11 protein-coding genes and 2 pseudogenes are annotated in these 14,334 nt (G+C 33.9%); 10 read left to right on the forward strand and 3 right to left on the reverse strand.

The genetic code is table 11. The features are described from left to right. Window positions 1-91: 91 nt before the first annotated feature. Window positions 92-1,268, reverse strand: a pseudogene (locus AB3I42_RS03800) (branched-chain amino acid transport system II carrier protein). Window positions 1,269-1,415: 147 nt separating this feature from the next. Here AB3I42_RS03800 and AB3I42_RS03805 point away from each other — a divergent pair. The 4 genes and pseudogenes from AB3I42_RS03805 to AB3I42_RS03820 all read left to right on the forward strand — a co-directional run. Continuing rightward, a pseudogene (locus AB3I42_RS03805) lies at window positions 1,416-1,553 on the forward strand (hypothetical protein); the annotation flags it as partial. Between the two features lie 81 nt (window positions 1,554-1,634). Further along, window positions 1,635-1,943, forward strand: coding sequence for a fibronectin type III-like domain-contianing protein (locus tag AB3I42_RS03810; protein WP_306690366.1), 309 nt, complete (start codon window positions 1,635-1,637; stop codon window positions 1,941-1,943). Then, a complete protein-coding gene (locus AB3I42_RS03815) occupies window positions 1,912-3,264 on the forward strand; it encodes an alpha-L-fucosidase (protein ID WP_181914434.1) in 1,353 nt (450 codons plus the stop codon). Before AB3I42_RS03810 ends, AB3I42_RS03815 begins: the two co-directional genes overlap by 32 nt. A 17-nt stretch (window positions 3,265-3,281) precedes the next feature. Continuing rightward, window positions 3,282-4,340, forward strand: a complete 1,059-nt coding sequence (locus AB3I42_RS03820; protein ID WP_223603360.1) for a family 20 glycosylhydrolase — start codon at window positions 3,282-3,284, stop codon at window positions 4,338-4,340. A 175-nt stretch (window positions 4,341-4,515) separates the two neighbouring features. Here AB3I42_RS03820 and AB3I42_RS03825 read toward each other — a convergent pair whose 3' ends face one another. Continuing rightward, window positions 4,516-4,893 carry a YccF domain-containing protein gene (locus AB3I42_RS03825; RefSeq protein ID WP_010718913.1) on the reverse strand — a complete coding sequence of 126 codons (378 nt, stop codon included), beginning with the start codon at window positions 4,891-4,893 and terminating at the stop codon, window positions 4,516-4,518. Window positions 4,894-5,167: 274 nt separating this feature from the next. Here AB3I42_RS03825 and AB3I42_RS03830 point away from each other — a divergent pair, with 274 nt between their 5' ends. The 5 genes from AB3I42_RS03830 (at window position 5,168) to AB3I42_RS03850 (ending at window position 10,318) form a co-directional block, all read left to right on the forward strand. Further along, on the forward strand, window positions 5,168-5,698 hold the full coding sequence (locus tag AB3I42_RS03830; protein ID WP_181914435.1) for a PadR family transcriptional regulator: 531 nt from the start codon (window positions 5,168-5,170) through the stop codon (window positions 5,696-5,698). Window positions 5,699-5,864: 166 nt separating this feature from the next. Then, the gene (locus AB3I42_RS03835; RefSeq protein WP_104325007.1) at window positions 5,865-7,235 is read left to right on the forward strand and encodes an MFS transporter; all 1,371 of its coding nucleotides are present in this window, start codon (window positions 5,865-5,867) and stop codon (window positions 7,233-7,235) included. Between the two features lie 642 nt (window positions 7,236-7,877). Further along, a complete protein-coding gene (locus tag AB3I42_RS03840; protein WP_010718916.1) occupies window positions 7,878-8,630 on the forward strand; it encodes a restriction endonuclease in 753 nt (250 codons plus the stop codon). A 229-nt stretch (window positions 8,631-8,859) separates the two neighbouring features. Then, on the forward strand, window positions 8,860-9,288 hold the full coding sequence (locus tag AB3I42_RS03845; protein ID WP_258924840.1) for a hypothetical protein: 429 nt from the start codon (window positions 8,860-8,862) through the stop codon (window positions 9,286-9,288). An 838-nt stretch (window positions 9,289-10,126) separates the two neighbouring features. Then, entirely contained in the window at window positions 10,127-10,318 is a 192-nt protein-coding gene (locus AB3I42_RS03850) for a hypothetical protein (RefSeq protein ID WP_010718919.1), read from the forward strand. 236 nt (window positions 10,319-10,554) lie between these two features. On the opposite strand, the gene AB3I42_RS03855 is transcribed toward AB3I42_RS03850, so the two are convergent. Then, window positions 10,555-10,701, reverse strand: coding sequence for a putative holin-like toxin (locus tag AB3I42_RS03855; RefSeq protein WP_081186522.1), 147 nt, complete (start codon window positions 10,699-10,701; stop codon window positions 10,555-10,557). A 2,135-nt stretch (window positions 10,702-12,836) separates the two neighbouring features. Between AB3I42_RS03855 and AB3I42_RS03860 the strand changes: the two genes are divergently transcribed. Then, window positions 12,837-14,174, forward strand: a complete 1,338-nt coding sequence (locus AB3I42_RS03860; RefSeq protein ID WP_225429050.1) for a hypothetical protein — start codon at window positions 12,837-12,839, stop codon at window positions 14,172-14,174. The last annotated feature ends 160 nt before the right edge of the window (window positions 14,175-14,334 follow it).

Consider the following 14,334-nt stretch of genomic DNA (forward strand, 5'->3'; position numbering starts at 1 on the left):
TGTTCTTTTTTGCTTCTTTCTTCTGGCTTCACTCAAATTATCAAATGAAGCGTCATATTTCGGTAAAACTTCTCTTTGTCCGTTACAAGACTCAATTAGATAGAGAAGGGTCTAACTCAGTTCTTTGTTTAAAAATTAAACAATACAGTACGCCTATGATAAAGCCACTGATTGCTGGCAGGATAAAACCAACACCACTGGAAGCAAATGGAATCGTATGAACATACCAATTGGTTAAATTTGTTGTCAAATGATTTTGAATAGGTAATGCTTTGATACCATCAAACAAAGCAGATATGGCTGTAAAGATTGTCGTCAATTGATAAACGATTCTGCGATTTTGGAAAAAGGCAGAGCAAAGTGCTGTGATGATCATTGCCATGGAAAGAGGATAAAGAATCATTAAAAATGGCATGGTCCAAGCAATAATGGTGTCAAGTCCAAAGTTTGCGGTAATAAAAGAAAGTAATGTAGTGATTCGAAGCCATCCTTTATAGCCGATCTTAGGGAAGCGGACTGAGAAATCTTGGGCAAATGAGGCAATCAATCCCATCGCAGAAGTGAAAACTGCTAACAGCGTCATCAAGGCCATAAAAATCAATCCCACTTTACCAAAATAGGATTGGACGATTTGAGTTAATGCAATCCCTCCGTTTTCGGAGATACCAAAGCGATTTAAAGACATCGTACCTAATGCAATAATCCCCAAATAGATACCACCACATAAAACCATCGTGAATAGACCAGATTTTACAGTATTTTTAGCAATCTGATCTTCATCATGAATCCCCATTCCTTGAAGCGCACGAATGATCGTAATTGATTTTTAATAAATTTGATTCACGAGTTGATAAATAATAGGCTAAGCCAAAGAAAATAACCGAAAAGATAAATAAGCCAATCGTTGTATACTTTTCTGGTAAAATCATTCCTAAACTAAATTGATATCCTAATGCAGCAGTTCTGGGAGTGGCCAATAAAGGTCCTAAGGCCATATGGTTCATAATAAGAAATAAGGTACCATACCACGCAGCCACTGGTTTAGCAAAATCGTACAACCCGCTTGAGCGTGTTTTACTTAAGGCAATCAGTGCAGCTAAAGGTAATAAAGTAGAGGAGATCAAAAAACCAATCCCAGCAGATAACCAATGACTACCTGCAAGTTGACCTAAATGAGCAGGGAAAATAAGGTTACCTGCTCCAAAAAGCATTCCGAAAATGAGTGAAGCTAATAAAAATAATTTCTTTGTTGATAATTTTTCCATCATAAATAACTCCTTAATCGTTTAGTTAACATAAATGAAATGAAGCTAAACGTCTGACTCGTCTTTGTCTAAAAATTTGCATAAATCTTTTCCTTTCTTTGGTGAAAAACACAAAAAGCCCGTTGGAATAATTATTATGTTCTTTTTGGAAAAAATCCGAATGGTAGATTAGCGTTTACGATTCCCGAGCATTCAGGTCAATTACCCGTTTATTATAACTATCGAAATACTCAATTTAAAGAAACGTATACCGATTATCCTGAAAAGCCAATCTATCGTTTTGGCTATGGCTTAAGCTATACATCGTTTGAATTGACCGATGTACTCTTTACCGATCATCAAGATCATTCGATTAAGGTTTCTTGTCGATTGAAAAACACAGGTAATCATAGTGGAGCAGAGACGATTCAAATTTACGGGAAAAAACAACAAGGTTTTATTCCCCCACGAGAAAAAGAATTGCTCGCATTTAAAAAAGTACATCTAACCCCATTGGAAGAACGAATGATTGAAATTATCCTAACAAAAGAACAGTTATACTATTTAGATGAAACGTTTAAAGAAGTATTGCCAAGAGAAGTTCATTTGACAGTTGAAACAGTTACCTTTAAACAAAGTATTCAATTATTTAGAAAGGTTGATGATCATGAAAAAAGCACATGGTGTATCCGCAGTTGAACAGGAAAACGAAGACCGTAAGCTGCGAAAAGACATTGTCGAAAACCATCAAAGCGAAACAGATCATTACCAGGAGTTACCCGCTAATATCCAAAAAAAACTCGATTGGTTTCAAGATCAAAAACTGGGCGTGATCTTTCATTGGGGGCTGTATAGTATTCCCGGTATTGTAGAGTCTTGGCAATTGTCACAAGAAGACAGCTGGGCAAGAAAAATACCTTGGCGCACGAACATGGTCGAATTACGAGAAGATTATTGGGGGTTGATCCATAGTTTCAATCCTTATAAGTTTGAACCAACTAAGTGGGCAAAGCTGTGCCGACAAGCTGGTTTTCGCTACATGATTTTTACAACAAAACATCATGACGGCTTTACAATGTATGATACAAAGTATTCGGATTATAAAGTAACTGCAGCGACATGTCCCTACCATAAAGCGCCTCAAGCAGACATTTTTAAGGCAGTTGTTACTGCTTTTAGAAAGGAAGGACTAGCGACAGGTGCTTATTATTCAAAACCAGATTGGCATAGCTCTTATTATTGGTTGCCAGAAAGAGAAGCGACTGGGCGATATGCAAATTATAACCCAAAAGAGTTTCCTGAAATCTGGCAGAAATATGATCGGTTTGTTACGAATCAACTCATTGAAATTAGTCAAAATTATGGCCAACTTGATATCTTATGGTTAGATGGAGGCTGGGTGAATCAGGGGAATGAACAACTGGATATGGAAAGAATAGCGAGTGAAGTTCGGCATTCTCAGCCAGATCTCTTGATTGTCGATCGAACCATTGGCGGGGCCTATGAGAACTATGTGACACCAGAAAGAAAAATACCTGAACAACCACCAGTCAAAGTATGGGAAAGTAATATCCCATTAACCAAAAATTGGGGCTATTGGCCAAATGATGAGTATAAAGAAGTAGCAGAAGTTATTCTATCATTCGTCCAGATCGTTGCAAAAGGAGGAAATCTACTACTAGGAATCGGACCTAAACCAAATGGAGAGTTACCTACAGAAGCGGTAGCGATTTTAGAAAGACTAGGCGATTGGTTGGAAAAATATGGTGAAGGAATCTATGAGACAAGAGCAGTACCGTTTGATTCCCCTGGAGGCTGGTATGTGACCCAGAAAAATGGCGATTATTACTTTTTTTATAAAGAAAACGCTTCATCTTTATTGCTGTCTGAGGTAGGATTGGATTATAGAAACTTTACCATTCAAGAACTGTCTGAAAAAAATCAGGTAATGGGATCAGAAACTTTAGTACCAGGAAAAACGATAGAGGGCATTGGTTGTTGGCAACTAATGGCAGAATAAGGAGTGGATGCTGCTTGATGAATGAATCAAACAAGCCAATATCTGTTACAAAAGCACCTTCTTTAAAAGAGCGTGGCGTGATTTTAGATATTGGACGTAAATTTTATTCAATAGATTTTCTAAAAGAACTTGTAGACTACATGGCTTCATTGAAAATGAATGCTTTGCAACTTCACTTTTCTGATAATGAAGGATTTCGGTTGGAATGCGAAACAATTCCAGAAATCACATCAGAGAAATTTTTGACGAAACAGGAAATGACGGATTTGATTGATTATGCGGAGCAAAAGGGGATTTCTGTGATTCCAGAGTTTGATAGTCCTGGTCATTTGCAACGGTTGTTGGCAATCTATCCACAATGGCAAATGGAGCGAAAAGGCGAGGATTCTTTGATTTTTCCCACTAATCGAGCCCTTGATATCACCAAAAAAGATGCGGTCGCCATGATCAAAAAGATGATAAAAGAATATGCAGAGTTATTTCATCGTTCCGATTATTTCCATTTAGGGGCAGATGAATACATTGAATTTTCAGAGTTGGATAAATATCCTGCATTAAAAGCACAAGCAATCGCTGAATACCACGACCCAACTCGTCAGTATGATGTTTTCATCGACTACATCAATGAGTTAGCAGACTATGTCGAAACATTAGGTAAAAAAGCTAGAATTTGGAATGATGGTGTCTATAAAAAAGGACTGCTCATGAAAAGTAAATTAAAACCTTCTATTCAAATTACGTATTGGACAAAACATCAAGCAACAATGGCGACTGCGGGGGAATTTCTCACTCGTGACCATCAATTGATCAATGTCAACGATCAATTTTTCTATTTTGTTTTAGGAGAAGGTGCCAGTTATAAATATCCTACAGCTCAAAAGATTCAAGACAACTGGACGATTGATCAATTTCCTGAAAATCAACGATTAACAAACGAACAAATGAAAAAAGTACAAGGTGCCTATTTTGCTATCTGGAGTGACTACCCTGATGCTTTGACTGAAGAGGAAGTCTTAACGATGATTAAAGAACCATTAGCTGCACAACAGCAAATCATCTGGCACGAAACAATATGAACAATCAGTGATCAAAGAGGTGAATCTATAGTTGATGTTGTTTTCAATAATTGATCCTGGTGTTTCTTAAAAGTTGTCCAAACAAAAAAGCCGAAGATTTCAAAAATTGTTTCTTTTTTGACATTCTTCGGCTTTTTTAGATCTAGAAATTGTTACCAGGTTCTTAACTATCTAATCAATAATAAGATCTGGTTAGAACGATTCTCGTACCAAAAGGCATCAACGCTAATTTAGCTAATTTAAACGACTGTTTACCAAATGGAATACCAATGATTGTAATATAGAGTATAAGACCACTAATCACGTGGGCAATCGCTAATGGGAGTCCACTGATAATCAACCAGATGATATTGATAATTAAAGAAGTCCCACTATCGCTATAAATCACTTCTTTACCAAATGGGAAAAAGCTAAGAGTTGCCAGCTTAAAACATTGTAACCCGATTGGAATACCAATGATCGTTATACACCAAATGACTCCTGCTAAAAACCAACCAATCCCACCGATACAGCCTCCAAAAATAAACCAAATCAAGTTTCCTAACATTCTCATTTTAACACCTACTAAATTTTTTCCCATTATACCATGTAATGGTTCTTAGATTTCCTTTATTAAAGTTATTTAATTATGTGTTTTTTGTTTTGAATAAATGCTTTTTAATATTAATTATATATAAAAATAGTTATTTAATAGTGAGCTAAGAACAGAAAGAATGTGAATGGCAAAGTGGGTTTGCTTAATTACCTTAATAAAGAAAAGTGATTGGCTTATGCATCTTTTAGATATATCATTCTTGTATCTAAAAGATAGATAAGGAGGAAGAAACATGATGAATGAACTGTTTGTTCTAGGAGAATTGATGGAATCACCACAAAATGGTTATCACTTAAGAAATGCAATGCAGGCTTCTTTAGGTAAAAATCGCAAAGTCAGTTTTGGTGTTTTATACCCATTGTTAGACAAGTTGGCAAAAAATGGCTTAATCACTATTACTGTTAATGAAGAAGGCCGTACACAAAAGACTGCCAGTATTACTGATAAAGGACGTCAACGATTTTTTGAATTAATGAAACAAGACGTTCCCAGTGGCGCTCATACAGAAGAAATTTATTTAATCAAACTCGATTCGATGCAACATCTCTCATTAGACGAACAAAAAGAATTGTTAATGGTCTACATACGTGAAAAACAAATCACGGTTGACGAAATCAAGGGCTATTTAAAAAAACTAGACGAAGTAAAAAAAATTGATCATTGGTATGCGACTAAAAAGTTAGAATTATTACTTGGAAAAGCCCAGTTAGCAATCCAGTGGGCAGAAGATTTCCTATCAGAACTACCTTTTGTGGAAGAATAAGCATGATCTTGGTGTAGAACAAAACGTGACAGTTCTTAACATCAGGTCGATTTTAAAGCGTCATAAAAAAGCAACGATACTGTAACTTTTTATTAGTTACAGTCTCTTTTATACAAAAAAATATATATCTAAAAGATATATTAAGGATGATATTTGGAGGAAGAACATGTCTCAACAAATCAAAATTGCCTTAGTAATGGCAATGAGTTTATTTATGGAAATATTAGATGGTACGATTGTTACAACAGCTTTACCCAAAATGGCGACCACTTTTTCAACAAGTATGTCGCAAATCTCACTTTTAATCAGTGCCTATTTAGTTACAGTGGCGATTTTTATCCCAATGAGTGGCTGGTTAGCCAATTATTTTGGTAAGAAAAAAATCTGGCTTCTGGCTGTTTTCCTATTCACCATTAGTTCATTAGGGAGCGCCCTTGCGCCTAGTTTTGGGGTTCTTTTAGGAATGCGAATGTTGCAAGGTTTCTCTGGAGCGTTGATGACACCTACTGCACGATTGATCGTTTTTGAAAAAACGCCAGTCGATCAACTATTAAAAATGACGAGTTATCTTGTTTGGCCAGCATTAATCGCACCTGCGATCGCTCCTATAATGGGTGGAGCAATCATTACCTATTTAAGTTGGCATTGGATTTTTTTGATCAATTTGCCAATCGGTATGTCGATCTTGATCCTAGGATATTCATTGATTCCGTCAGACCATGACCTGATCAAAAATAAATTTGATTGGCTCGGTTTTGTGGAAATGGCAATGGCATCCACCTTACTTGTAGTCGGTGCAGAATTATCTTCACGAGACGGTCTTTCATTTGAGATAGCAGGAATTGTGTGTATCGTGAGTGGAATAATATTTCTTTTGTTCACATATCAACATTTAAATAAAGTCGAACAACCCTTATTTTCATTAAAAGCCCTATCAAAAACTTCTTTTAGAATCGGCCAAACCAGTGGGGCAATCCTTTGGTTATCTGTCGGAGCGATGCCATACTTGTTGACGATCTATTTACAAAATATTTTTCATTGGTCAGCAATCGTTGCAGGAAGTTACGTTATTTTCATTTTTATTGGAAATATTGGGATCAAACCCTTCACGACATCGATTATTCGCTCACTTAACTACAAAGGGGCACTGATTGCGTCATTCCTCATGATTTTGAGTAGTTCTTTCTGTTTGTTTTTCATTGAAGCAACTACATTTCCAGCGATTATTATGTTACTAGCTTTTGCTTCAGGAATCGGGCGTTCACTCGCACTTACCGCATTTATGGGATTGAGTTTATCAGAAATTCCACCACAAGAACGCAATAGTGCCAATACATTGAATACAGTTGTCCAATCTTTAGCTCAAGGGTTAGGCGTATCATTTATTACGTTGGTGATTCATTTATTGGAAATCCAGCTGTCGATTCCACTGGCTTATAGCCTAAGTTTTGCTGTTTTAGGGGCGCTAATGCTTCTGCCAATCATTGAAATCCTAAAAACCCCACAAACAATGGGCATAGCGACAATGAAGAAATAAATCTAAATATAGTAGACAGGTAGATGTATTAAAGAAAGATTTTAACTAAACGTACTTTACAATCAAAAAACTATTCAAAAATTAGCCCTTCGCTGACTTGATTGAGCGAGGGGGTAGTTTATGTAGCGTTTTACCGAAAAGCCACGTTGGTAGTAAGTTGAATAACGACACTTCGGTTCAAACAAACGCCAACTCTATTACAAATAAGCAAATCAAGGATCATAGATTAGTGAGTCAGTACACGCAGTTGTTTTAAGTAATTGGCTAAAAAACCTGAATGACTATTCTGATTTTTTGATCAACACAAGAACAAGTAACAATCCGATCTTTCCTAGTAGGGAAAATCCTTCATGTGACTCGGACACAAGTTAGCTTTCCTTAAAATATAATCGAGCCTTTTTGATAAAGTTTCTTTGAGTATAGGAGAGGAATGATCCCCAGTAAACGATAGTTCAAATCAATGATAATCAACGAGAATGCCTAAAAAATCTGTAATCTTCACAATAGTTCTAGTAAGCGAAGTATCAACGGATTGATTCTTTTAATAAAAATTATTTAAAAATTTTTATTATATAACAAATTAATACTCTTGTTATTGATTTACAATGTAATTGTCAGAACGATAAGCGAGAGGAGAAAATAATGGTTTTTAAATTCTTACAAAAATTCAAAGAAGCCAATCAACTGGAAAGCAGCGCTCAAGAAGTGGTTTCCAAACAATACTTAGAAATAAGAAAAACGTCTTTTGTGCAAAAGAAAGATGAGAAGATCGTAATCGACTTTTTAAGTGACATGGATAAAGATTTCGGTAGTAGCCAAGATGATCGAGTGAGGCAAGGAGAACATTTTGAGCAATTTTTAGCAGCAGCTTTCCGATTAGCAGGATACGGGGTTGAGATAACGAAGAAAAGTTATGTCAAAGATCATCGTAAGTATGTGGGAGATGGGGGTGTCGATTTAATTTTGACGAAAGAAAAAAAGCGGATCGCGGTACAAGCAAAATCCAATCGCTTAAACGCAAAACCAACACCGACACTGATTGGACGTAAAGATATCACTAATTTTTCAGGAATTTCAAATAAAAATTGGGATAAAAAAATGTTTATCACCACTTCATTTTTTTATCAACAGGTCTATGAAGAAATTGAACAAAATGAAAAAGCAAAAGAAATCGAGTGGTATGATCGCTACGGGTTATTACAATTATTAAATCAAATCATACCAGATACGATGCTAAAATTTCAGCTTTTAAATTCTTTGCCAATGGGTATAAAAATATGCCCCAAATGTAGCGAAGGAATCATAATTAATTGTCGGAATGGAAAAACCGGCCATCTATTTAAAGCATGTTCCTTACATTGTGGTCATACAGAAAAGTTCAACACAACGGAATGATAGCATCAGTCAGCGATTCTTTTTCCAAAATCTCTACATATACTAATACAGTGATACTTCGATTGAATGGTAGTCAATACTACGGACGATAAGACAGGGTTTATAGTTTAAAAAATCAACAAAAAAATATGTGATGAAGCCGTACTTGGGAATAATTCCCCGTCAATTTTTCAATAGAAAGAATAAACAGTTCAAACAAGTGATTAAGAAAGGACTCTAGAATGGATAAATGACAAAAATACTCAAAGTAAAGCAAATTGAAGCAATGAAATTTTATACGGATATCTATCGAGAAGCAAGTTCATTCAGAACCATGTGGGTAATCAAACCCTTTTATCTGTTTTTGTATATTATTAGTGCAGGGCCTATAGTGTTATTTACGGTAGTAATTTTGGGTAGTGTTTTTTTATATTTAACTGGAAATCATAATGCTTATAACAATATTGAAAATATTTTTTACCAATTTATTGTGGCAACAATTTTTATCTTATACTGTTGCTATAAAATATATCGAACAAAGCATGGTCGTCCTAAGAAATACCATAATTATTTATATAAACGAAAAGCCGAAAGAATGCTTGACGAACGAAGTATCAATCAATTGATTTTTGATGTGGAATACTTGATCGAAAAGAAATACACGGAACCAAGATATTAAGTATTTACCAAAACTTTATCGTAGCTTTGTGTTTTCCTATCATGATCTATCTCATCCAAAAATTTTTTGAGAATGGCAGTATAAATTTTAGTATTTTTCTAATCAGTATTTTTACACTGATAATCATTTTTTTAATTTTTAAATCGAATGATTTATTTATACTAGTAAAAAATCTTTATGTCGAAGATTATTATATGCTTGTTCACGTAAAAAAGGAATTAGAATATATGAAGACAATCAAAATAGATCGGAACAATGAATAACGGTACTCATGAGTCTCGTGTAATCAATAGAAAAATAAACAGTACATAATCCTTTCTAAAATAGTAAAACCATCATTTTAGAAATAGGTTATATTCAATTTAAAGCTCAAACTCATCCTCGGATTGATATAGAGTGGAATAAGACTAAGGCTAGAGTGCGCGGAATAAATTGGTAAAGAGAGGGAGGGATATTAGATGAAGTATATCACTAAAAGTTGGTCATTTATTTCTTTTTTAATCTTGCTAATCATTTTTGAATTAGTTAACACATATCTTATTTATCAGTTTCCTTTTTATGTACGAATAGGCATATTGATACTCATTGGGTGGGGATATGAAATAATCATAAGACGTTTTTTAAAACATTAACTATAAAAAACTATGGTAGAACATCATGAAAAAATACTATAAGATTATCTCTGATTTACGTTGAGAAACTTTAGAATCAGCGCTTAATACAGCATTTTCAAGAAAATAAGATAGAATTAAAAAAGGTTAGGCTGGCTTCCTACGAGAACTAGCTATAATGATGCTGGAATAGCTATAGCCGGAATAATATAGAGGAGTGAGTTTTCTTGTATAAAAACTGGAAAAAGTATACGAAAAACCATCCATACGCTAGTATTATCATTGTGGCGTTAGTAGCCAGTTTAATAGGTATTTTTATCGAATATTTACTGAATCGAGACTTTCTAAGAAGCGGCTTTGGGGTAACGTTGATTTTGATTATCGGACAGATAGTTGTTGTAAAGAAAAATAAGAAATAATTTACTGAAATAAAGTGTCGGGGTAAGAAGCGTTTTTGTAGTGTGAAAAATGATGAGTTTATGAAAGATTAAATGATGAATAATGAAACAATTGAACAAAAGAGAAAGGGTATGCTATAATAAACATGAAAAAAGGAACTGCGTCAACAGTTCCCTTTTGACAGCACCGCTAAAGACGGTGGCAAGTTATATAGTTATCTCAAAAAGGAGTAACCAATCTCTCGCTAAAGTGACGGTTACTTCTTTTTGTCGTTTTTGTGGGCTAAGGTTAGAATGCCAAAAATCAGTGTTGCGATCAAAGATCCAAAACTGATCATTAGCCCTAACGCTGCTTCCACAGACAAAAGGCGTCTCCTTTCTCTAAAGTTTGAGATTATGTGCATAAGCACCACCTCACTTTCAGATTGGATAGCCACCGTCATTAAACTTTACTGTCATAACTGATTATAGCCTATAGGATTTGTTATTATTACCTTAAAAATAAAAAACAACCGTTCTTTTGTTTTGAAAATTGGATAGAAGAATAAGCGTATGCTATAATGAAGATGAAAAATGGAACTGCGCGAACAGTTCCCTTTTGACAGCACCGTTTAAGAAGGTGGCTCAGTTTAAAAATAGTTACAAAAAAATAACCGTTCAAACTGGCTAAGTTTAAATTGCGGTTATTTTTTGTCGTTTTTGTGATTGCTGGTTGTCAGACCTAACGTTGCAAAAGCTATTACAAACATTAGCGCTTCAAAAACAGACAAGCTTATCCTTTCTAGGGAGCAAGTTACAAATCAACATAGGCCTCACCCCATTTCTATTGGGATTAGCCACCACATAAACTGTGCTGTCTCAACTATATATAGCATATAGACCTAGTTATTTTCTTGAAATTTCAAGTATAATTAGGTCTATTTTTTTGCTTAAAAATAAGAAACCAAGAGGGATTGTGAACTGAAAAAAGATCAAGAAAAAGGAGAAAAACAAAAACTTTTTATCCGTGAAAACGTAAGTATATTAGAATCGATGGAAGTTAAAGTTATTTAGTCAAATAAGAAAAATTAAAGTTGCTTTGTAACATAAGAAAGAAACAAAATAAAATAAGATTAAGGGGAACAAAAATCAATGAAACAACCAATCCCGCAGAACAAAAGGTTTCTGCGTAAATCCATATCCCGTTTTGTGAGCATATCTGTTCATTACTGTAACTGGCTGACTAAAATTAGTTCTTTTATTTAAAAAATTCAAACAGTTATGACTTTAAAAACGTTTTTTATGACGAGGTAAACTAATAACATCGTTATTAGTTTACAGTTGTATCGTCATATAAGACAAATAAAATAATTGGGAGGATACATATTTTTAAATGAAAATTAGTATTACTTACATCTGATTTGGTTGTCTCTATTACTCCATCAATCTCGATAGGATCAAATGTATTTGCTAATGAAAATACAAAAATTTCGTTGAATCAATCAATAGACAGAACTATTACTGAATAAAAGCTTACTGAAGGATTCAGGCAATTATTTAATTTAAATATTGACGATTTAATCACTATTTTGAAACGATAAGAAATTGATCCATATACAATTTTTACTGCTAGCGAAATAGCATTACAAAGAAGAAAAGAGCTACTTAAGGCTAGGGTAAATAAAGTATTTAATTTCAATAACGAAACAAAAGATATTTATTTGAACTCTTATATTGCGACTACTGCAAAAACTGTTGGGCTTGCAACGATTGTACATTATGTAGGTTTAGGATAGCTCAAGCTATTAATGGTTCTATCGGAACTACTATTCATACAAGTAAAGGAATGATTATTCTTGTAAATAAACAACCAGGATGAAAATGGGGTTCGAATATTGATTGTTGAGTAATCATAAGTGTACGCAGCCAATAAAGTAAAGAAATCTTGATTGGATGGTGTTTTATATGAATTATTTATCTAAAATATGGCTATTTGTTCATTATTTAATATTACTAGTGATTTTTGAATTGATTAACATATTTATTATTTATTGTTTTCCTATTTATGTGAGAATTGTAATACTTGTTCTCATTGCTTGGGGATATGAAATAATCGTAAGCCATTTAAAAAAAACATCGTTATAATCATAAGCAATAAAGAAATTGTTACATAAAATCATGAAAAAAAGACAACAGAATTATCGCTGATTGGTTAAACAATTGTTGGCCAAAAAACAAAAGAAATGATGAAGTACATAGTTAATGGGATAAGCATTAAATAACAAAAATTAGTTGATGTGGATAAAAATGGTTTGAACAATGAAGTCATATCTACGATTAAGATATGACTGTGACTACTAAAATGTGTTTAAAATAATGACTCAAATCCAAATGAAACTTTTATGAACATTAAAGAGTCGTTGTGGTACTTTACATTTGCGACGGCTAGAAAACTCTCTCCTTGTTTGGGTAGTTTTTATAGTTGTTGTGTTTTTTGTCTAGCTTTTTACTTTCCATAGGATAAGTAAAAAGCATTAAATGAAAAGGAGATGGATACTATATGAGAATAGGTAAACTGATTACTGCTGCTCTTGGTGTGGCGAGCATAGCAAATGAAGCACGTAGTTTAGGACACCAAAATCAAGGAAGGGAATTAGAACGAAATCCGTATGTAGAAAACTTGGGTAGAATTAATTTTTTACCTGATGACATTCATCCACACGAAGTTCAACACTCGAAACACAACAATGGGATGAACGCTGACCAAACCTCAAGACTACTAGACGAAATGCAAAGAGATGATCCAAGACACCCCTATTCAGCTCAAAAATCTAAACAATCACAAGAAATTGATGTAGAATTTTCAAAGCATCTCGAGGATCAAAAAGCTCATGACGGAGCAATTTATCAACTAGTGGAAAAAGAGTCAGAATTTATCAAACTCTTAAACGGATACATTACTGAAAAACCTGCAGAAATTAATCAATTAAAATCATACCGTGAGCAGTCTGAAGAATTATGCAAAGAATTACGTCTTGTGAGGAATGATTTAAAAACTTTTGTGAATAAGACAGAACAGAAGATGGAATCGCTTGAAAAATATTTAAAAAATGATGGAATAGAGAATAGAACAGAAGTAGAAGAATATGAGTTTCGTTACATAATGGACTTAGACAATCTAAAAAACAAAAAAAGGGAGGCCAATAGTTTTTTAGCCAATTGTAGAAAGCTAACAAGATTCCTAAAAAATGAGATAAACTACCTGAGAACCCCTGCAGTGCATTCTCTTGAAACAGAAAGTCCTACTATTTTTTCACAAGAGTCTACAAAATCAAAAGGAACCCATTTGGGTAGCACTTATAAAACAACGATAAGTATGCCTGAAATAACGAATAAACCTACAACAGCGCTACCTACTCTTTCTCCACAAGAAGAATCTATAGCAATAAGATTTGAAGATCTTTCAAACAATTTCAACATGGCAACTAAAAATATAAAATATTTACGTGAACAAATTAATGAGTTCCATTTACAGTTACGCTCGAATAAGAAAATGTCTCCTAGTGATATTCAGCAGACAGAAAAAAATCTTAATATTTTTGAGAATATCATCCTTCCAACATTAAAGTGTGAAAAAACGAATATTCAATATGCAATAATTAATGAGAAAAATTGTATAGAGTTGCTTGTAAAAAAAGGAAAATTAAGCCCCTCGTTAGCAACAAAGTATACTGATGAATACAATAAACTCATTAATAACTTTGAACAATCTAATAACAGAAGAAATAAAAGAGGCCAGTCAATGAAACCTACTCTCTCAGAAAAACTAACAAATACTGCTATAAAAAATAACGAAGAATTTTCAAGAACTAAACGAGAGTCAACTTTTGAAAGGTAGTCTATAAAAAAGTGTGTAAACCCCCAGAGGTTGTATCAAGTGATGCAGAGTTTTTCAAATGGATAAACCTAAAGAAAAGAATGATTAAAAGAATTAGATTTAAAACGTACATACAACATAAAAGACAGAATGAAATAGCTAATAAGTTCAGCAATTGAGG

The organism is Enterococcus sp. C53, assembly GCF_040887425.1.
Classification (GTDB): Bacteria; Bacillota; Bacilli; order Lactobacillales; family Enterococcaceae; genus Enterococcus_B; species Enterococcus_B hirae.